Origin of the sequence: Luteimonas sp. 3794, from assembly GCF_031456825.1 — a bacterium.
Lineage (GTDB): Bacteria > Pseudomonadota > Gammaproteobacteria > Xanthomonadales > Xanthomonadaceae > Luteimonas.
In genome coordinates this window covers 616651-636061 of the sequence record NZ_JAVDVJ010000001.1, presented here as the reverse complement: position 1 = coordinate 636061, position 19411 = coordinate 616651, and the positions used below count along the sequence as shown (strand labels likewise).

The window sequence follows — 19411 nt, the reverse complement described above, 5'->3', positions numbered from 1 at the left end:
GCGTGCTGCCTTTAGCCCCTCTCCCTCCGGGAGAGGGGTTGGGGTGAGGGCGGCCGAAGCGGCAGCGCTTCAATCGAAGTGGAACGTGTCGAATCCAGCGCGCGATGCACTTGCAAATCTACGCGTCATCGCCGAAGCAATGACGCGTCGCCGATGACTTACGCGTCCGCTTCCGCCTCCTGCGCCTTGCGGATCTGCGCATCCACCGCCGCGATCGCGGTCATGTTGATCACGCGGCGCGGGGTGGCCGACGGGGTGAGGATGTGCGCGGGCTTGTTGACGCCCATCAGGATCGGGCCGAGTGCGGCGCCGCCGGTCATCACGCGGATCATGTTGTAGGTGATGTTGGCGGCGTCGATGTTCGGGAACACGAACAGGTTGGCGCGGCCGCTGAGCGTGGTGTCGGGCAGCATGCGGCGGCGCAGGGATTCGTCCCATGCGGTGTCGCCCATCATCTCGCCGTCGAACTCCAGCTTGGGCGCGCGACGCACCAGGATCTCGCGCACCTCGCGCATCTTGCGGGCGCTCGGGTCGTCGTGGCTGCCGAAGTTGGAATGCGACAGCAGCGCGATCTTCGGCTCGATTCCGAACAGCTTCAGGCGGTAGGCGCCCTGGATGGTGCTCTCGGCGATCTGCTCGGCGGTCGGGTCGGGCTGCACGTGGGTGTCGACGAAGAACCACAGGCCCTGGTCATTGACCACGCCGGTCATCGCCGAGGTGCTCTGCAGGCCCGGATCGAGACCCAGCACGCTGCGCACGTAGCCCAGCTTCTTGTGGAAGCGGCCGACGATGCCGGTGATCATCGCGTCGGCTTCGCCGCGGTCGACCATGATCGCGGCGATCAGCGTGGGCCGCGAACGCAGCAGGTTCTTCGCCGAGTCCGGGGTCACGCCGCGCCGCGCCGTCAGCGCGTGGTAGTGCTGCCAGTATTCGTTGAAGCGGGGATCGTCGTTGATGTTGGTCAGTTCGAAATCGCGACCGGCGACCAGGCGCAGGCCCAGGCGCTTGATGCGCATGTCGATGACGTCGGGCCGGCCGATCAGGATCGGGAACGCGAGCCCTTCGTCGACCACCGTCTGCACGGCGCGCAGCACCACTTCCTCTTCGCCCTCGGCGTAGACGATGCGCTGGCGGTCGGCGCGTGCGCGATCGTAGGCGGGCTTCATCGCCAGGCCCGTGCGGTGGATGAACTGGCCGAGCTTCTCGCGGTAGGCGCGCATGTCCTCCATCGGACGCAGCGCGACGCCGGAGTCCATCGCGGCCTGGGCGACGGCCGGGGCGACGATGGTCAGCAGGCGCGGGTCGAACGGGCGCGGAATGATGTATTCGCGGCCGAAGCTCGGAATCTCTTCGCCGTAGGCGCTGCCCAGATCGCTCGCTTCTTCCTTGGCCAGTTGGGCGATGGCCTTCACGCAGGCCAGCTTCATCGCCTCGTTGATGCCGGTCGCGCCGACATCGAGCGCGCCGCGGAAGATGTAGGGGAAGCAGACGGCGTTGTTGACCTGGTTGGGGAAGTCGGAGCGGCCGGTGGCGATGATCGCGTCCGGACGCACGCGCCGGGCTTCCTCCGGCATGATTTCCGGGTAGGGATTGGCCAGCGCCAGGATCACCGGGTTCGGCGCCATGGTGGCGACCATTTCCGGCTTGAGGATGCCGCCGGCCGACAGGCCCAGAAACACGTCCGCGCCGGCGACGATCTCGGCCAGCGTGCGCGCGGGCGTGTCACGTGCGTAGCGCGCCTTGTCCGGGTCGAGATTGTCGCGGCCGGTGTGGATCACGCCGTCGCGGTCGAAGGCGAGGATGTTCTCCGGCTTGAGGCCCAGCGCGACCAGCATGTCCAGACATGCGATGCCCGCGGCGCCCGCGCCGGTGGTGGCGAACTTGACGTCCTCGATGCGCTTGCCGGCGATCTCGAGCGCGTTGACGATCGCCGCGCCGACGATGATCGCGGTGCCGTGCTGGTCGTCGTGGAACACCGGGATCTTCAGCCGCTCGCGCAGCTTGCGCTCGACGATGAAGCACTCCGGCGCCTTGATGTCTTCGAGATTGATGCCGCCGAAGGTCGGCTCGAGGCTGGCGATGATCTCGACGAGCTTGTCGGGATCGCGCTCGTCGACCTCGATGTCGAACACGTCGATACCGGCGAACTTCTTGAACAGCACACCCTTGCCTTCCATGACCGGCTTGCCGGCCAGCGCGCCGATGTCGCCCAGGCCCAGCACCGCGGTGCCGTTGGAGATCACCGCCACCAGATTGCCGCGCGCGGTGAGCTCGCTGGCCATGTTGGGGTCGCGGACGATCTCCTCGCAGGCGTAGGCCACGCCCGGCGAATACGCCAGGGCGAGATCGCGCTGGGTCAGCATCGGCTTGGTCGCGCTGACGGTGATCTTGCCCGGCGGCGACATGCGGTGATAGTCGAGGGCGGCCTGGCGGAATTCGTCGTTGGACATCGTCGGGGAGTCTGCTCTGGAAAAATGGCGCGGGACAGGATTCTAACCCTGCGCCCGCGCCGGGGCCGGACGCGGGCGGATGGTGGGTGCCGGGACTGGCTCAGTCGAGCGCGAGCACGCCGCGGTCGCCAGGGCCGGCGGCCGGGTCGGGCGCGGCCAGCACCGGCGCAGGCTTGCCGTCGAGTGCGGCGGCGAGCGCATCGCGATCAAGGGCCCCTTCCCAGCGGGCGACCACGACAGTCGCCACGGCATTGCCGATGAAGTTGGTGATCGAGCGGCATTCGCTCATGAAACGGTCGATGCCGAGGATCAGCGCCATGCCCGCGACCGGCACCGTCGGCACGACCGACAGCGTGGCGGCGAGCGTGATGAAGCCGGCACCGGTGACGCCGGCCGCGCCCTTGGAGCTGAGCATCGCGACCAGCAGCAGGGTGATCTGCTGCCACAGCGTGAGTTCGGTGTTCGTGGCCTGGGCGATGAACAGCGCGGCCAGCGTCATGTAGAGATTGGTGCCGTCGAGATTGAACGAATACCCCGTCGGCACGACCAGGCCGACGACCGACTTCTGGCAGCCGGCCTTTTCCATCTTCTCCATCAGCGACGGCAGCGCGGATTCCGACGACGACGTGCCCAGCACCAGCAACAGCTCGGCCTTGAGATAGCGGATCAGCTTGAAGATCGAAAAGCCGCAGGCGCGCGACACCGCGCCCAGGATCACGAGCACGAATAGCGCGGCGCTGACGTAGAACGTGCCGACCAGCCAGGCCAGGTTCGCCAGCGACGACAGGCCGTACTTGCCGATGGTGAAGGCGATCGCCCCGAATGCGCCGATCGGCGCGGCCTTCATCAGGATGTGCACCAGCTTGAACACCGGCACGGTCAGCGTTTCGAGGAACGAGAGGATGGGCTTGCCCTTCTCGCCCACCAGCGCCAGCGCGATGCCGAACAGCACGGCGATGAAGAGCACCTGCAGGATGTTGCCGTCGACGAAGGCGCCGAGCAGCGTGCCGGGGATGATGTCGAGCAGGAAGCCGGTCAACGTCATCTCGTGCGACTTCTGCACGTAGCCTTCGACCGCGGCGGTATCGAGCGAGGCAGGATCGATGTTCATGCCCACGCCCGGCTGCACGATGTGCGCGACCAGCATGCCGATCACCAGCGCCAGCGTGGAGAAGAACAGGAAATAGGCCATCGACTTGGCGAACACGCGGCCCACCGTGCGCAGCTGGGTCATGCCGGCGATGCCGGTGACGATGGTCAAAAAGATCACCGGCGCGATGATCATCTTCACCAGCTTGATGAAGGCATCGCCGAGCGGCTTGAGCTGTTCGGCGAACGCCGGTTCGAAATGACCCAGCAGCGCGCCGAGTGCGATGGCGATCAGCACCTGCGCATAGAGCTGGCGATACCACGGCAGCCGCGGGGCGGCCGGAACATTGGACGGAATGGCGTGCATGGGTGCGTACCGGGTGTGCGCATCCAGCGAATGCGGATGCAGGCGATGCGTTGTACGCCGCGACGGGGGCGCTGCCGATAGCGCATTGGTGTTAGCCCGCGTTGTTACTCATTTCGGGTTACCCGAACGATCACGAGACGCCAACGCCCTAGAATTCGCGCTGTCGCGTGCGTGTCCAGCGACCGCCCCTCACACCGCAGCCGGTCGCCCCCGCTGCCGCTGCCCCAAGGAACCCATGCGCTCCGTCCTTCCTCCGATCCTGGCGCTGTGCGCCTGTGCCGCCGCCCCCGCCCTCGCCGCCGAAGGCGCGCAGGCCTGGCCGCCGAAATTCACGTTCTCCGACGAAACCGAAGTCGCGCTGACCGGCAACTTCGCCTGGGATCACAGCGATTTCAGCGGTGATGCCCGCCTCGGCAGCGACAACGGCATGCGTCGCCGCGAGTTCGGCGCGACGGTCAAGAAGGCCGGCGTGTGGGACGCGATGGTCTATTTCGACTTCGAATCCAAGGCCTGGCTCGACGTCTTCGTGCGTTTCGACAGCAAGCACTTCTTCGACCGCGACCTCGGCAAGATGCGCGTGGGCTACATGAAGGTGCCGGTCGGCCTGGAAGGCGTGACCAGTTCGCGTGCGGGCACGTTCATGGAACTGGCGGCGCCGATCCAGGCGATCTACCAGGGCCGGCGCACCGGCGTGGAATGGACGCTGGAGCAGGACCAGGCGCTGTTCCAGCTCGGCGGGTACGGCGGCCAGGACCTGCAGGGCGACAACCCCGGCCAGACCTATGCCGCGCGCGCCGCGTGGACGCCGCGCAAGGCGGCCGGCGACGTGCTGCATCTGGGTATCGCCGCCTCGCGCGAGAACCCGCAGGGCTGGACCGACGGCCGCGGCGCGGCGTTCGATCCGACCGCGCGCCTGCGGGCGCGTCCGGGTGCAGGCCTGACCGATGTGCGCCTGATCGACTCGGGCAGCCTCGCGCCGGTCGGCCACATCCGCCGCACGGGCCTGGAGGGCATCTGGATCCAGGGGCCGGTCTCGCTGCAGTCCGAACTGCTGCGCGCCGACATCGCCCGCGACGACGGCCTGGGCGATTACCGCGCCGATGGCGGCTATCTGTCCGCGAGCTGGCTGCTGACCGGTGAAAGCCGTCCGTACTCGGCAGGCAATGTCGCCAATCCGAAGCCGGCGAACGCCTACGGCGCGGTCGAGCTCGCCGCGCGCTACAGCACGCTCGATCTCGACGACGGCCCGGTGGGCGGCGGTCGCCAACACGACTGGACCTTCGGTGCGAACTGGTACCTGACGCCCTTCGTGAAGCTGCAGGCCAACTACGTGCGCCTCAACGCCACCCGCAACGGCGTGACCACCCGCCCGGACGCGGTGGAAGTGCGCGCGCAGGTGCATTTCTGATCGACCCATGCGCCCGTGAATGCGGGCGCATGCAGTACGGCAGCCGGTCGCGGTGCAGACCGGCTGCCGATCCGGCGACCGCCAGGCGCAGTCAGGCTTCAAAACCGAATGCCGCTGTCTACGCGGGGTGTCGCTGAATACCCGCGGCGCATCGCGTCCATGTGCTTCAGCGCGCGACAGGGCGGCCGATATCTGGGATTCGTCATCCTGGTCCAGCTGCCATGTCCCTGTTCGCTCCGCTCCAGCGTCGTCTCGCCGACCTCCCGGTCGCCCGCAAGTTCATCCTGCTGTGTGCGGTGATCGCACTGGGCATCCTGGCGCTCGCGGTCTCTGCCGCCCGGCTGCAGTACCTGGAGCTGGTGGATGCGCGCAAACAGAGCGTGCAGATCCAGATCGACACCGCGCTGAGCGTGGCCGAGCACTACGCCAGCCAGGCCCGCAGCGGCGAGATCACCTCCGAACAGGCGCAGGCACTGGCCATGGGTGCGCTGGGTGCGATCCGCACCAACGAAGGCACCGACTACTACTTCATCGTCGATCCGCAGATGCGCATCCTCATGCATCCCAGTCGCGAGACCGGGACCGACATGAGCGATTACCAGAGCAACTCGGGCGAGTACGTCTACCGCGACATCCTCGAAACCGTGACACGGGGCGATGGCTTCTCGTATTACAGCGCGCCGAAGCCCGGCAACGAAGGCCAGTTCGAGAAGATCAGCTATGCACAGGCCTTCGACGAGTGGGGCTGGATCGTGGTCATGGGCGTTTACGCCGACGATATCCAGCACCAGGCGATGGCGTTCACCCGCCTGATGGCGCTGATCGGCGGCCTGGTGATCCTGGCGGCAATCGGCCTGTCGTGGCTGATCGGCCGCGCCATCGTGACGCCGCTGCGCGCCGCGACGCACGCTGCCGAAGCCATTGCGTCAGGCCGCTTCGACAACCCGATCGCCATCACCTCGCGCGACGAGACCGGCCAGCTGATGGCGAGCATGCGCCAGATGCAGGATCAGCTGCAGCGCTTCAACGGTGAGATGAACACGATGATCCGCCTGCAGCAGGGTGAGGACATCGCCCATCGCATTCCGGAGGATTTCCCCGGCGATTACGGTGCGCTGGCCCGCGGCGTCAACACGGTGGTGTTCGAGCACCTCGACGCCATCAACGATGCGATGGCGGTCATGGACGAATACGGCCAGGGCGACCTGAGCCGCGACATGCGCCGCCTGCCCGGCCAGCGTGCGCGGCTGCACGAGGCGCTGGACACCGTCAAGCGCAACATGGGCGCGGTCAACAGCGAGATCGCCACGCTGGCCGAAGCCGCCGCGCGCGGCGACTTCAGCGCGCGCGGTGACGAGTCCCGCTACAGCTTCGCGTTCGCCGAGATGGTGGAGGCGCTGAACCGCCTGATGCAGCAGGCCGATGCCGGCCTCACCGACGTCGGCAGGATCATGGCCGCGATCGCCGACGGCGATCTGTCGCAGCGCGTCGATGCGCGCTACCAGGGCGCGTTCGGCCGTCTGGCCGACGATGCCAACCGCACCGCGGCGCAGTTGGCCGACGTGGTGCGCGGCATTCAGCAGTCGGCGGTCTCCATCGACGGCGCCGCCGGCGAGATCGCGGCCGGCAACGACGACCTGTCGCGCCGCACCGAAAGCCAGGCCGCGAACCTCGAGGAAACCGCGGCGTCGATGGAAGAGCTGACCTCCACCGTGCGCCAGAACGCCGACCATGCGCGCCAGGCCAACGAGCTGGCACGCAGCGCGGCCGACGTCGCCGGCCAGGGCGGCCGCGCGGTCGAGGAGGTCGTCGCGACGATGGCCTCGATCGATGCCTCGTCGGCGCGTATCGGCGCGATCATCGGCGTCATCGACGGCATCGCGTTCCAGACCAACATCCTTGCGCTCAATGCGGCGGTCGAAGCTGCACGCGCCGGTGAGCAGGGCCGCGGCTTTGCGGTCGTGGCCAGCGAAGTACGTACGCTGGCCCAGCGCTCGGCCGACGCCGCGCGCGAGATCAAGCAGCTGATCGGAGAATCGGTCACCCGCGTGCGCGAAGGCTCCAGCCAGGTCGCCGTGGCGGGTTCGACGATGTCGCAGGTCCTGACGTCGGTGGGCCGGGTGACGGAAATCATGGCCGAGATCAGCGCAGCCTCGCAGGAGCAGTCCTCGGGCATCGACCAGGTGAACCAGACGGTGATCCAGCTCGACGAGACCACGCAGCAGAACGCTGCCCTGGTGGAGGAAGCCACCGCCGCGGCGCGCAGCCTCGCCGACCAGGCCCAGCAGCTCACCCGCGCCGTCGCCACTTTCCGCCTGGCGCCCGCCACGGCGGCCCAAGCCTTCGCCGTGCCGGCATGACCGCGCGCCGCTCCACCCAGGATTCCAGCCCCATGCGTCTGATCACCGGTTGTTTCGCACTCTTCGCCGCGGCGTCGCCCGCCCTGGCCTACGACATCGAACAGTGGCCCACCAAGACCACGCTGTCCGACGGCACCGAGCTGGCACTCACCGGCAACTTCGCCTGGGACACCGTGGATTTCAGCGGCGATCCACGTCTGGTCGACGACGAGGGCATGCGCCGCCGCGAATTCGGCGCCACGGTGAAGAAGGCCGGCATCTGGGACGCGATGGTCTATTTCGACTTCGAGTCCAAGGCCTGGCTGGACGTCTTCGTGCGCTTGGACAGCAAGCATTTTCTCGGCACCGATGTCGGCAAGCTGCGCGTGGGCTACATCAAGGTGCCGGTCGGTCTGGAAGGCGTGACCAGCTCGCGCGCCGGCACGTTCATGGAACTGGCCGCGCCGATCCAGGCGATCTACCAGGGCCGCCGTACCGGTGCGGAATGGACGCTGGAGCGACCGCGCGGTCTGGTCCAGGTGGGCGGCTACGGTGGCCAGGACCTGCAGGGTGACAACCCCGGCCAGACCTGGGCCGCGCGTGGCGTGTGGACGCCGCGCAAGGCTGCAGGCGACGTGCTGCACCTGGGCCTGGCGCTGTCGCAGGAACACCCGCAGGGCTGGACCGATGGCCGCGGCGTCGACTTCGCGCCGACCGCGCGCCTGCGTGCGCGTCCCGGCGCCGGACTCACGCCCGTGCGTCTGATCGATTCCGGCAGCCTGGCACCGGTCGACCACATCCGCCGCACGGGTCTGGAAGGCATCTGGATCCAGGGCCCGGTGTCGTTGCAGGGCGAACTGCTGCGCGCCGACATCGCCCGCGAGGGCGGCCGCCCCGACTACAGCGCCGACGGCGGTTATCTCGCCGCCAGCTGGCTGCTGACGGGCGAAAGCCGACCGTACTCGGCCGGCAACGTCGCCAACCCGAAACCGGCGAACGGCTACGGTGCGGTGGAAGTGGCGGCGCGCTACAGCACGCTCGATCTCGACGACGGCCCGGTGCGCGGCGGCCGCCAGCACGACTGGACCTTCGGCGCCAACTGGTACCTGACCTCGCACTTCAAGCTGCAGGCCAACTACGTCCGCGTGAACGCGACCCGCAACGGCGCGACCACGCGCCCGGACGCGGTCGAACTGCGGGCGCAGGTCCAGTTCTGATCCACCCGGACGCATCGCGCCTACACTCGGCGCGATGCGTTCCACCCCGCGCCGCCGCTGGCTGCTGACCCTGCTGATCGCCTGCGGCGGGCTCGTGCTCGTTGCGGCGCTGGGCTATTGCGAAGGCGGGCGGCGTGCGCTCGACGCGCAGTCGGCGCAGGCCGCGCAACAACTCGACCTGCAGGCGCAGGCGCTCAACCAGCGCATCGAACGCTACCGGGCCCTGCCGCAGGTGCTGGCGCTGGATCCCGACCTGCGCGCCGCCGTGGCCGCACCGGTCGACGCCGCCACCCAGGCGCGCCTCAACCACCGGATGGAAGAAGCCAACCGCACCACGCGGGCGTCGACACTGACCCTGATCGATGCGCGCGGCGTCGCGATCGCGGCAAGCAACTGGCGCGATGCCGGCAGCAATGTCGGTGAGGACTACGCGTTCCGTCCCTACGTGCAGCAGGCGCTGCGCGACGGGCGCGGGCGTTTCTACGGCATCGGTGTGACCACGTCGGTGCCCGGTTATTTCCTGTCCGAAGCCCTGCGCGATGACGCCGGCCGCGCGGTCGGCGTCATCGTGATCAAGATCGAACTGGCGGCGATCGAACGCACCTGGCCCGACGACGGCGATCTGGTCCTGGCCAGCGATGCGCACGACGTGGTGTTCCTCGCCAGCAGGCCGGCGTGGCGCTATCGCGTGCTCGCGCCGCTGGACGCCGACGCACGTCGCGAGCTGGCCGCCACGCGCCAGTACGAGGGCGAGCAACTGCGCGCCTATGCCGGCCAGGTGCTGCGCAACGCCGGCCCGCACGGCGCGGTGGTGCGGGTCGACATGCCGGCGATGCCGGGCACCTGGCTGTGGCAGCGCGCGCCGGTGGCCGATACCGACTGGACCCTGCATCTGCTGCACGACGCGGCGCCGATCGCATCCGCGAGCCGCGAATGGGCGACGATCGCCGGTGCGTCGTGGGCGGCGCTGGTATTTCTCGCGCTGTTTCTGCAGCAACGCGTGCGCCTGGGCGCACTGCGCCGGCGCAGCCGCGACGAACTCGAAACCCTGGTGCGCCACCACGCCGAGGAACTGCGCAGCGCGCGCGACGGACTGATCGACGCGGCGCAGGAGGCCGATACCGGTCTGAGCCGGCGACTGGCGCATCTGCCGCAGGGCGTGGTGATCATCGATGCGGATCTGCGCATCGTCGCGTGGAATGCGCGCTACATCGAACTGTTCCGCTTCCCGCCGGACCTGGTGCGTGTGGGCACACCCATCGAAGAGGTGTTCCGCTACAACGCGCGCCGCGGCCTGCTCGGCCCGGGACCGGTGGAAGACGCGATCGAACGCCGGCTCGAACACCTGCGCAGCGGCAAGCCGCACATGCGCGAGAGCGAGAAGACCGACGGCACGGTGCTGGAAATCCGCGGCAACCCGCTGCCTGACGGTGGCTTCGTGACCAGCTACGCCGACATCACCACCTACAAGACCACCGCGCGCGAATTGCGCACGCTGGCCGACGCGCTGGAACGGCGTATCGCCGAACGCACCGCCGACCTCGAACAGGCGCGCGCGGAGGCCGAAGCCGCGAACCGCTACAAGGGGCGGTTCGCCGCCGCCGCGGTGCACGACCTGCTGCAGCCGCTCAACGCCGCGCGCATGTTCGCCGCCGGCCTGCGCGCGCGCCTGCGTGACGAGGAGACGCAGCGCATTGCCGATCACATCGAGGGCGCGCTGGCGGCGCAGGACGGCATCCTCGCCAGCCTGCTCGACATCTCCCGGCTGGAGACGGGCACGCTGCGCACCGATGTGCGCGCAGTCGCGCTGGGCCCGTTGCTCGCCGGACTGGCGCGCGAGACCGGCGTGCTGGCGCAGGCACGTGGCCTGCGCTTCGACCACGTGCCCACGCGTGCCTGGGTGCGCAGCGATGCCACGCTGCTGCGCCGGCTGGTGCAGAACTTCCTGTCGAACGCGGTGCGCTACACCGCGCGTGGCCGCATCGTGCTGGGCGTGCGCCGCGTCGGCGATGCGTTGCGCATCGAGGTCCACGACACCGGCCCGGGGATTCCGCCGAACCGGCAACGGGAGATCTTCGAGGAGTTCCGCAGGCTCGACGACGGCATCGACAGCGAACGCGGCGCAGGCCTGGGCCTGGCGATCGTCGACCGCACCGCGCGCCTGCTCGGCCATCGCATCAGCCTGCGCTCCCGGCCCGGCGTCGGCAGCGTGTTCGCGGTGACGGTGCCGCTGGCGCCGCCCGGCGCGCATCAGGCGCCGGCGCCGGCCCGTGACCCCGGCGACGATTCGCCCCTGCACGGCTGCCGGGTCTGGTACGTCGATCCCGATGCCGGGGCCTGCGAGGCGATGCGCGGCCGGCTGGCGCAGTGGCAGTGCACGGTCGCGTTCGCCGGGGCACCCGCGGACGCCGCCACGACCGCCGACACCGCGACCGCACCGGACGTGCTGCTGCTCTGCATGCGGCGCGATGCCGCGGACGTCGCCGCGCTGTGGCACCACCTGCAGGCGCGCTGGGCGACCACGCCGCTGGTGATCCTGCTGACCGAGCGCGAGGACGCCGAGTTGCGCGCGCTGGCCGAGGCCGGCGACTGGAGCGTGCTGCCGCTGCCGGTGCGTCCACCGGCGCTGCGCGCGTTGCTGAGCCAGCGTCTGCTGCGCCGCGGTTGAGCGCCGGCCCTGCACGCGCCCGGCGCCCCGGCCGATCCGTGCACGCGCTTGCCGTCGAGGCGCTGTGGCCTGATCCTCGCCGCCCGCACCCACCACGACACCGCCGTTCGGAGCCCCACCCACGCCATGCCCCTGCACATGCCCTCACGCGACCTTCCTCGCCTTGCCGCCGCGGCGCTGTGCGCCTGCCTGCTCGGATTGACCAGCTGCGCCGTCACGGCGCCGGCCCGGGCCGATGCCGACGCGCAGGTTCTGCTGGAGGCCGGCCAGGTGCACGCCCGGCAACAGGACTGGAAAAAAGCCCTGCGCCTGTACCGGCAAGCCGCCGCGCAGCGTCCGGTCGACGACGCGGTCATGGGCGCGCAGGCGCGGCTGGGCCGGGCGCTGTCGACCGGCAGCCTGGCGCCGTACGGCGAGCGCGACACCGGCGGCACGCTGCGGCGGCCACGGCCGGAACAGGGCCACCCGTGGCTGCTGCTCGCGGCGCGGCATGGCTCGACAGCGGCCATGCGCGACCTGCAGGCGGACGCCCGCCGCCGCGGCGATGCCGCGCAGGAGGCGCGCTGGCGCATGCGCTTTGCGATGACCACGCAGAGCCTGTTCGACCGCGGCGCCCTGCGTCCGACCCAACTGGGTGGCCTGCCCGACCCCCGATCACCGCCGACCGCCGCGTCGCAGGCGCGGCTCGACGCCATCGTCGCGTCGATTCGCGATCAGGCCGCGCACGGGGACGTCGAGGCCTGGATCGACCTCGGCCTTCTGCTGAACTTCGGCATCGGCATGCCGCGCGACCCGCAGGCCGCACTGGCCCAGTTCCAGCGCGCCGGCGATGCGGGCAGCGCCATCGGCCTGTATTTCTGCGGACTTCTGGCGATGGAGGACGCCGTGACCGGCATCGAGCGGGCGCAGATCGAGGCCTGGTTCGCGCAGGCCCATGCAGCGGGTTTCCCCCTCGCCCGGGACGGACTCTGGCAGGCGCTGCGGGCGCCTGTCTTCAACTTCAGCAGCTGACGCGCGGGCTGCACGCCGGACGGCCGTGACCGCATCGGCAGCGTCGTGCGCGCGCCGTTGACGCACGCCGGACGGTCTCCGGACGCACGGCACTCCGCGAGCGCGGCGCCGGACGCGGCGCCGCGGTCTCAGACCTCGTCGTCGCGCTCCAGCGCCTTGACCAGCACCGCCGCCTGCGTGCGGCTGTGGCATTCGAGCTTCTTGAGAATCGCGGTCACGTGCACCTTGACGGTGTTCTCCGCCAGCCCGAGCTGGTGCGCGATCTGCTTGTTGAGCAGGCCGTCGGCAATGCCCAGCAGCACGCGGAACTGCTGCGGCGTGAGCTGGGCCAGACGCGCGGCGAGTTGCGCATCTTCTTCCGAGCGTTCGGCGGTCAGCGGCGGGAACCAGCTGCCGCCGTCGAGCACCTGCCGCACCGCCTGACCGATGGACTCGGCCGGTGCCGATTTCGAAATGAAACCGGCGGCGCCGAACTGCTGCACGCGGCGCACGATGCGCGGGTGGTCGTTGGACGAGATCACCACGACCGGCAGTTCGGGGCGTTCGCCGCGCAACCAGACCAGCGAGGAGAGCCCGCGGGCGCCGGGCATCGTCAGGTCCAGCAGCACCAGTTCGATCTCCGGGTGCGCATCGAGCGCGGGCGCCAGGGCCGACGCCGTCGCCGCCTCGATCACCCGGATCTGGCCCAGGCTGTCGCGCAGCGCATGCAGCACGGCCGCGCGCAGCAGCGGGTGGTCGTCGGCAACGAGGATGGTCGGCATGGACTCCATGGCGACAGTCTGGCACGGACGGGAAACGTGACGCCCATCGCATTGGCATGGGATTCGCAGCACACTATGCAAAGGGAGAACACCCATTGCGTACAAGAGCGATCGCCAGCGCGCACCTCGCCTGCCAGCCGGTGCACGCCGATGCCGGCGGCATGGGCGTGCGTGCTCGTGCGCGGCGGGTGGCACGCCTGCTCGCAGCGGCGCTGCTGGCGGTGGCCGCGTGCACCGCGTTCGCGCAGGACAACGGAGCGGTCGATGTTCCGCCATTGAGTCTGGAGGTCTACGGGCTCGACGAGGGCCTGTCCCAGCTGACGGTCTCGTCGATGAGTGGCGACGACCAGGGCTTTCTGTGGGTGGCCACGCAGGATGGCCTCAACCGCTTCGACGGCCACCGGTTCCGCGCCTACCGCAACACGCCGGGCCTGCCGATCGGTGGCCCCAACCTGGTCAGCAGCAGTATCGACAGCCTCCGCTTCGAGCCGGGGCGCAAGCGCCTGTGGCTGGGCACCAACGACGCCGGTCTGGAGGTGGTGGACCTGCCGACATGGACACAGCGCCGTCTCGGCGTGGCCGACGGTCTGTCGCACGCCCGGGTGACGCGCATCCTGCTCGATCCCGCCGGCGGCGCCTGGGTGGGCACCGAGGCCGGCGTGGACCACGTCGACGCCGACATCCGCGCCGTGCGCAATCTCGGCGCGACCGGGGAGATCGTCGGCCTGGTCTGGTCGGCCGCGCGCGGCACACCGATCGCCCTGGATGCTGCCTGCGGCCTCTGGTCGGTCGAGGCGAGCGGCCTGGTGGCGCTGCCCGCAGTCCCCGGTGGCGCCCGGCGCTGCGTGGCATTGCAGGTCGGGCACGAAGGCCTGTGGGTCCTGGCCGCCGATGCCGGTCTGTTCCGCCTGGACAATGCGTGGCTCCTCCAGCGGCACTGGACGCCTGCCGATCTGGGCGTGGCCGCCGGCGACGCGACGGCGATGATCCGGCTCGAAGACGGGCGTCTATTGACCGGCTACAGCAACGGCGGGGTGGTGCAGCTGGCGCCCGGCAGCGACCGCCCCCGGCGCCTGCGCTTCGACAAACCGCCAGGCAGTGCGATCACAAGCTTCCACCAGGGCGCGTCGGGCGCGTGGTGGATCGGCACCTATACCTCGGGCCTGTATCGGGTGCGGCCGCTGGCGTCGGTGATCCGCCATGACGGCGCAGGCGTCGGCACGATGGCGGGCTGGGCCAGCCACAGCGTCCGCGCGATCCGCCGCGACGGCGCACGGATGCTGATCGGCACCGACGGTGGCCTGCACATGCGCGACCGGCCGGGCGCCGCCTGGCGGGCGATCGCCGGGCTGGCGGACATGTCGGTCCGCGCGATCGAGCCGGCACGCGGCGGTGGCTGGTGGATCGGCACCCAGGTGGGCCTCTACCGGCTGCATGCCGACGGGGGTGTCGAGCCCCGTGACGGTCTGCGCGATGCGCGCGTCGATGCGCTGCTGGCCGAAGACGACACGCTGTGGGTCGGCACCCGCAGTGGCGTGCAACGCCTGCGCGGCGGCCGCTTCGAACCCGACCCGCGTTTCGCGCCGCTGGCCGGTGACATGGTCACCACGTTCTACCGCGATACCGACGGCAGCCTGTGGATCGGCACCAACACGCGCGGGCTGTGGCGCCTGCACGCAGGTGTGCTCGCGCGGGTCGAGCCGTCGGGCGCCGGCATGCACCGCTCGGTGTGGGCGATCCACGGCAGCGCCGATGCGATCTGGGTCGGCGCATTCGCCGCCGGCCTGTACCGCATCGATCGCGCGACCGGCGAGTCGTCAGTGCTGACCGAACGCGACGGCCTGACCAACAACGTGGTCTACCGCATCCTGTCCGACATCGGCGGGCGCCTGTGGCTCAGCACCAATCTCGGCCTGAGCGTCTACGACCCCGACAGCGGCATCGTGCAGAACCTGGGCCGTCGCGATGGCCTGCGCAACCAGGAATTCAACAGCGGCTCGGCCTTCCAGGGCCGCGACGGCCTGCTGTACTTCGGCGGCACGATGGGCGTGGACGTCATTGCGCCCCAGCAACTGCCGCGCCGCAGTGCACCCGCGCACCCGGTCCTGACCAGCCTGCAGTTGCTCAGCCGCCAGTCCGATACCGACGCGCGCAGCACGGACGCGATCGACATCGTCTATACGCCCGAAATCGTGCTCGACGACGAGGACAATGTGTTCACCATCGGCATGACGGCGATCGACTTCCTCGCGCCGTCAGCGGCGCAGCTGCGCTACCGCGTCGACGGCCTGCATTCGGGCTGGATCTACCCGCACCTGGCGCGGACCGAGTTCTCGCTCAACCATCTGCCGGCAGGCCGCTACCGACTGGAAGTGCAGGCCGCCGGGCGCGACGGCCAGTTCGGCGAATCACGCGTACTGACGATCGTGATGCCACCTCCGCCGTGGCGGCATCCGCTGGCCTATGTGCTGTATGCGCTGCTGGCGACGCTGCTGGTCGCGCTGTACCTGCGGCGCCTGCGACGGGCGGTGGTGCGCGAACGCGAGCGCGTGGACCTGCTCAACCGCACCGTCGCCGAGCGTACCGCGCAGCTGGAACATGCCAACCGCCAGCTGCAGCAGAGCAATGCGCAGCTGGATGCGGCCACACGCCTCGATCCGCTGACCCAGGTGCCCAACCGCCGCGAGCTGCAGGAATGGCTGGCCCGCGAAGCGGTGCGTGCACCCGGCCGGCGCGGCTCGGACGCGCTGTTCTTCTTCATGCTCGACATCGATGCCTTCAAACGCATCAACGACGGGCATGGCCATCAGGCCGGCGACGAAGCGCTGGTGCAGTTCGCCGGACGCATGCGGGCGCTGACCCGCGACGGCGATCTGCTGCTGCGCTGGGGCGGCGAGGAATTCATGCTGGTCGCGCGCCTCGACGATGCCGACGCCGCGGCCGGCCTGGCCGAGCGCATGCGCAGCACCATCGCCGATACGCCGATCGCGCTCGCCCATGGCGCCACCCTGCGCATGACCTGTTCGATCGGGTTCGCGCCCTGGCCGCTGTCGATCGCGTGGCCGACGCTCGGCGACTGGCAGCAGACCATCGCGCTCGCCGACCGCTGCCTCTACGCGGCCAAGGACGCCGGCCGCGATGCGTGGGTGGGGCTGGTACCCGGTCCGGATGCGGATCGTCCGCGACTGCAGGCGCTGCTCTCGGGGGCGGATCCGGCGACGCTCGGCGATGCGGTGCGTCTGCTGTATTCGACCGCCATGCCGCCGCGTTTCGAACGGTGATGCAAACGCCTTGATGGGTTGCGCGTTGCGTTATCCGATTGCCCATGTCGGAGCGCGCTTGCGCGCGATGGGCGTCTGCGGGAACGCCTCTTCGCGCGCAAGCGCGCTCCTACATGGGATGCGCCGCCTGACCCCTACAGCTGATCGATCCGGATGCGGTTGGCAAATAACGAGAACGCCAGCATCCCGGCGAGCCCGCCGGTGCGCTCCATCCACGGCGGCAACCAGCGCGGGGCGGCGAGCGTGCCGTCGTCGAACAGCGGCGCCAGACGCCGCGCATCGTCGAGCGTCATCTTGCCGGCGAACAGATGCCGGCACAGCGGCAGGCGTTGCGCGGCCAGGGCCTGGCGGAAGAAGGTGTGTACGTCGATCAGCCCGCGCAGGTACACCGCGTCCTTGGTGAACGCATGGCCGCCACTGAGCGGCACGCCACGGAACACGCGCTGCGCGGAGGCGAAGCTTTCCGCGGCCGGTTGTCCGGCGTCGTGGAAGTAGTCGAAGACCTGCAGAAAATCCGCCCCATCCAGCGCACGCGCGATTGCTTCGATGCGCAGGCTCACGCGTTTCATCCGGCCGATGTCGATGCTGCCGGTGATCTGTTCGGCGAACACCGCCAGCCCTTCCTGGGTGCAGGTGGTGCGCGGCGACGACATCGCCAGACTCGGCAGCACCGCTTGCTCGCGGCCGTTGAGCGCGGTCAGCGAATGCACGAAGGCTTCGTGCTGCAGCAGTTGCTCGCGGTCGTGGATCGAGTACCGCGCATCGCTGCGCAGCCGCACCCGGTACGCGCCGGCCGCAGCCTTGGCGATCATGCCCGGATCGAGTTCGACCGCGACCACGCGCGTGCCGAAGTAGGCATCCAGATCGTCCTGCAACTGCGCCTGCAGCGTGGGCGCATCGATCGTCGGATGCTCGACATCGGCGAGCAGCCCCGGATCGAGTTCGTCGGCGATGTGGATGAAGTGACGCGCGGCGTCGCAGGTGGTCAGCGCGCCACCGGGCAGGACCGCATCCGGCCGGCCGTAGAGCGTGATCGCGTGTTCGCTCGCCGCCGCGGTCCCGAGCGATTCGAGCAACTGCGCGGTCGCATCCCAGGCGCGGGTGGATTCGATGAGGTAGACGCCGAGCGGATGGTCGCGATCGGCATCGCGGGCGATGGCGGCGAGCGCGCGGCGAGTTTCGGCGAAGTCCAGAACGGGATACGTGATCTCCGGCATCTCGCGGCGCCCGGCGGCAAACGCCGACAGGAACCGGTGCTGCGACTCGGGTGGCCAGCTCGCGAGACTCAGCACACGGAGCCCGCGGGCGGCGGTGACCATGCGCGCATCGAGCGCAGCGTGATGGGCGATGGCGTCGGGCATCGATTGCTCCGGCGGGCGGTGCGGTCACGCTAGCGGATTGGTGTGGGGACTCAAAGTGTCACCGGGTAGAACCGCTGATCGCTCGGGCCTCCGATATGTTTTACGCGACCGTTCGCCCTCACCCCAACCCCTCTCCCAAAGGGAGAGGGGCTCGGAGTACGCGAGCGCCTGCTTCTTGAGCCCCTCTCCCCCTGGGAGAGGGGTTGGGGTGAGGGATGACGGTCGCAGCGATGTTTAAAAGAGCGAGACCCCAAGACGCTCCTGATTGAGCCCCTACTCCTCCCGCGTCCAATCCGACCCGCGCTTCGCCGGCTTTACCCCCGGACGTCCCCCCGTCTTCGGCGCAGGCTTGCCCGACGGCCGACTCTCCACCTTCTGCGCCATACGCGTCGCGAGCTGACCCGCCGCGCCGGCGAGTTCGTCGCGCAGCTTCAGGTAGCTGCCCAGGCGCCCCGGATCGAGCGTGCCCGCATCGACCGCCTCCCACACCGCGCAGCCCGGCTCGTCGCCGTGCGTGCAGTCGCGGAACCGGCATTGCGCGGCGATGGCTTCGACATCGGCGAATCCGCCGCCCGACAGATCCTCCTCGCCGGTCGGTTTGAGTTCGCGCATGCCGGGCGTGTCGATCAGGCAGGCGCCCGATGGCAGTGGAATCAGCGCGCGATGCGTGGTGGTGTGGCGGCCGCGGTCGTCGGTCTCGCGCACCGCGGCGGTCTTCATGCGCTCGGTACCGAGCAGGCTGTTGGTCAGCGTGGATTTGCCCGCGCCCGAACTGCCCACCAGCACCGCGGTCATGCCCGGCCCGAGCCAGCGGTGCAGCACCGCGGCACTGCCCGGGTCACGCGCGTTCACCGGCACCACGGCGACGCCGAGCCCGGCGATCTCGGTCAGCGCGGCCACGGCGGCGGCGATGTCGGCCTCGGGCTTGTCGGCCTTGGTCAGCACGATCACCGGCGTGCCACCGCCCTGCACCAGCAGCAGGTAGCGCTCGATGCGGCGCGGATTGAAGTCGGCGTCGAGGCCGCAGACCACCAGCACGGTGTCGATGTTCGCCGCGATCAGCTGCTGCTTGTAATGCTCGCCGGCTGCGGCGCGCTTGATCGCACTGCGCCGGGGCAGCATCGCGACGATGCGCTTGCCGTCCTCGACCAGTACCCAGTCGCCGACCGCGGCGCGGTCCTCCGGCGCGATCGTGCCCTTGCGGTAGCCGCTGCGGCGCAGCCAGTCGGGCAGCGATTCGACCGCGATCGCCTCGCCCGGCGCGCTGGCGACGAGATACCCGGAGCGGTGCTGCTCGACCACCCGCATCGGCAACGCCTGCGGATGTTCGGCCATCGTGTCGCCCCAGAGGCCCGAAGGGGCGCCGTCGAAGGGCCAGCCGATCGCGCGCAGGGCGAGGTCGGCGGCGGTCGGGTCGGCGGGGTTCAAGCGCGGCGTCGGGCGGTCGTCATGCGGCGGA

Annotated in this window: 11 protein-coding genes; 6 read left to right on the top strand and 5 right to left on the bottom strand. The window is 69.9% G+C overall.

Annotated features, from left to right (window positions below):
* Nucleotides 1-158: 158 nt before the first annotated feature.
* Nucleotides 159-2450 (bottom strand): NADP-dependent malic enzyme, encoded by a 2292-nt coding sequence (locus tag J2X52_RS02805; RefSeq protein ID WP_310148329.1) that lies wholly within the window; start codon nucleotides 2448-2450, stop codon nucleotides 159-161.
* Between the two features lie 100 nt (nucleotides 2451-2550).
* On the bottom strand, nucleotides 2551-3906 hold the full coding sequence (locus J2X52_RS02800; protein WP_310148326.1) for a dicarboxylate/amino acid:cation symporter: 1356 nt from the start codon (nucleotides 3904-3906) through the stop codon (nucleotides 2551-2553).
* A gap of 235 nt (nucleotides 3907-4141) precedes the next feature.
* Between J2X52_RS02800 and J2X52_RS02795 the strand changes: the two genes are divergently transcribed.
* The 5 genes from J2X52_RS02795 to J2X52_RS02775 all read left to right on the top strand — a co-directional run bounded on the left by J2X52_RS02795 (nucleotide 4142) and on the right by J2X52_RS02775 (nucleotide 12549).
* Entirely contained in the window at nucleotides 4142-5314 is a 1173-nt protein-coding gene (locus J2X52_RS02795; protein ID WP_310148322.1) for a porin, read from the top strand.
* A gap of 221 nt (nucleotides 5315-5535) precedes the next feature.
* Nucleotides 5536-7674, top strand: coding sequence for a methyl-accepting chemotaxis protein (locus J2X52_RS02790; protein WP_310148320.1), 2139 nt, complete (start codon nucleotides 5536-5538; stop codon nucleotides 7672-7674).
* Nucleotides 7675-7706: 32 nt separating this feature from the next.
* Entirely contained in the window at nucleotides 7707-8870 is a 1164-nt protein-coding gene (locus tag J2X52_RS02785) for a porin (protein WP_310148317.1), read from the top strand.
* Nucleotides 8871-8904: 34 nt separating this feature from the next.
* Nucleotides 8905-11538 (top strand): PAS-domain containing protein, encoded by a 2634-nt coding sequence (locus tag J2X52_RS02780; protein ID WP_310148313.1) that lies wholly within the window; start codon nucleotides 8905-8907, stop codon nucleotides 11536-11538.
* A 126-nt stretch (nucleotides 11539-11664) separates the two neighbouring features.
* The gene (locus tag J2X52_RS02775; protein WP_310148311.1) at nucleotides 11665-12549 is read left to right on the top strand and encodes a hypothetical protein; all 885 of its coding nucleotides are present in this window, start codon (nucleotides 11665-11667) and stop codon (nucleotides 12547-12549) included.
* Nucleotides 12550-12677: 128 nt separating this feature from the next.
* Here J2X52_RS02775 and J2X52_RS02770 read toward each other — a convergent pair whose 3' ends face one another.
* Nucleotides 12678-13319 carry a response regulator transcription factor gene (locus tag J2X52_RS02770; protein ID WP_310148308.1) on the bottom strand — a complete coding sequence of 214 codons (642 nt, stop codon included), beginning with the start codon at nucleotides 13317-13319 and terminating at the stop codon, nucleotides 12678-12680.
* Nucleotides 13320-13405: 86 nt separating this feature from the next.
* Here J2X52_RS02770 and J2X52_RS02765 point away from each other — a divergent pair, with 86 nt between their 5' ends.
* A complete protein-coding gene (locus J2X52_RS02765; protein WP_310148305.1) occupies nucleotides 13406-16591 on the top strand; it encodes a diguanylate cyclase in 3186 nt (1061 codons plus the stop codon).
* Nucleotides 16592-16725: 134 nt separating this feature from the next.
* Here the strand turns inward: J2X52_RS02765 and J2X52_RS02760 are convergent, their stop codons facing one another.
* Nucleotides 16726-17952 (bottom strand): flavohemoglobin expression-modulating QEGLA motif protein, encoded by a 1227-nt coding sequence (locus J2X52_RS02760; RefSeq protein ID WP_310148303.1) that lies wholly within the window; start codon nucleotides 17950-17952, stop codon nucleotides 16726-16728.
* 273 nt (nucleotides 17953-18225) lie between these two features.
* Nucleotides 18226-19380, bottom strand: coding sequence for a ribosome small subunit-dependent GTPase A (rsgA, locus tag J2X52_RS02755; protein WP_310148301.1), 1155 nt, complete (start codon nucleotides 19378-19380; stop codon nucleotides 18226-18228).
* Nucleotides 19381-19411: the final 31 nt, after the last annotated feature.

Excerpts from the sequence above, each read along its gene's own strand:
- J2X52_RS02805 (WP_310148329.1), bottom strand. The coding sequence starts at position 2,450 with ATGTCCAACGACGAATTCCGCCAGGCCGCCCTCGACTATCACCGCATG.
- J2X52_RS02800 (WP_310148326.1), bottom strand. The coding sequence starts at position 3,906 with ATGCACGCCATTCCGTCCAATGTTCCGGCCGCCCCGCGGCTGCCGTGG.
- J2X52_RS02795 (WP_310148322.1), top strand. The coding sequence starts at position 4,142 with ATGCGCTCCGTCCTTCCTCCGATCCTGGCGCTGTGCGCCTGTGCCGCC.
- J2X52_RS02790 (WP_310148320.1), top strand. The coding sequence starts at position 5,536 with ATGTCCCTGTTCGCTCCGCTCCAGCGTCGTCTCGCCGACCTCCCGGTC.
- J2X52_RS02785 (WP_310148317.1), top strand. The coding sequence starts at position 7,707 with ATGCGTCTGATCACCGGTTGTTTCGCACTCTTCGCCGCGGCGTCGCCC.
- J2X52_RS02780 (WP_310148313.1), top strand. The coding sequence starts at position 8,905 with ATGCGTTCCACCCCGCGCCGCCGCTGGCTGCTGACCCTGCTGATCGCC.
- J2X52_RS02775 (WP_310148311.1), top strand. The coding sequence starts at position 11,665 with ATGCCCCTGCACATGCCCTCACGCGACCTTCCTCGCCTTGCCGCCGCG.
- J2X52_RS02770 (WP_310148308.1), bottom strand. The coding sequence starts at position 13,319 with ATGGAGTCCATGCCGACCATCCTCGTTGCCGACGACCACCCGCTGCTG.
- J2X52_RS02760 (WP_310148303.1), bottom strand. The coding sequence starts at position 17,952 with ATGCCCGACGCCATCGCCCATCACGCTGCGCTCGATGCGCGCATGGTC.